This is a genomic window from Mesorhizobium sp. M7A.F.Ca.CA.001.10.2.1 (assembly GCF_003998575.1).
In the GTDB taxonomy this organism is placed as follows: Bacteria; Pseudomonadota; Alphaproteobacteria; order Rhizobiales; family Rhizobiaceae; genus Mesorhizobium.
This window is the reverse complement of record NZ_RZQY01001232.1, coordinates 1-688: the sequence shown is the minus strand read 5'-3', so window position 1 is coordinate 688 and position 688 is coordinate 1. Positions and strand designations below refer to the sequence as shown.

The window sequence follows — 688 nt, the reverse complement described above, 5'->3', positions numbered from 1 at the left end:
ACCCCAAAGCGCATGCGCTTTAGAAGGGACGTCCGTCTGGTATGAAATTACTGCTGCAACCGCAAGGTGAGATCAACAAGCCACGAGCGGACCTCATCAAAGCACCAGCCGCATCAGCGGGCGGCCGGCCTTGCGTTCCACCAGCCGCTCGAAACCCGCCTTCTCGAAGATCCGCGACGAGCCGACGAACAGGCCGATCGAGCGCGAATCGCGAGACAGGTCCATCGGGCACGCCTCGAGCAGCCGGGCTCCATTCTGGCGGGCGAAATTTATGCCGCCTTCGACGAGGCGATGCGTGATGCCCCTGCCGCGCGCCTTGGCGCGGATGAAGAAGCAGGAGATCGCCCAGACGGCCGGATCCGCGGCGTCGGCAGGATCGACCGGTGCCGAGCCCCTGCCCTGATTGTTCCATTCGGGTACGTCGGCGCGCGGTCCGATCTGCATCCAGCCGACCGCCTGGCCATCTTCGAATGCCAGCAGTCCGGGCGGCGGGCCGGCCTCGATACGCGCCTTGATGTGGTCCTTGTTGCGTTCCCGGCTGCTCTCGCGCCGCACCGCCGGCGCCAGCCGGAAATGCGTGCACCAACAGCCGTAGCAGGCGCCTTGCTTGCCGAAGAGGTCCTCGAATTCAGCCCAAAGCTCGGGTGCAAGTGGCGCTATGGTCGTGCTCATGCGTTCTCCCCAGGCC

Annotated in this window: 1 protein-coding gene; it reads right to left on the bottom strand. The window is 65.6% G+C overall.

Annotation, left to right across the window (positions count from 1 at the left end):
- Nucleotides 1-96 precede the first annotated feature (96 nt).
- Complete coding sequence (locus tag EN964_RS36330; RefSeq protein WP_127269141.1) at nucleotides 97-672, bottom strand: GNAT family N-acetyltransferase; 576 nt, start codon at nucleotides 670-672, stop codon at nucleotides 97-99.
- Between the last annotated feature and the right edge of the window lie 16 nt (nucleotides 673-688).

Coding starts and splice junctions, on each gene's coding strand:
- EN964_RS36330 (WP_127269141.1), bottom strand. CDS start 672: ATGAGCACGACCATAGCGCCACTTGCACCCGAGCTTTGGGCTGAATTC.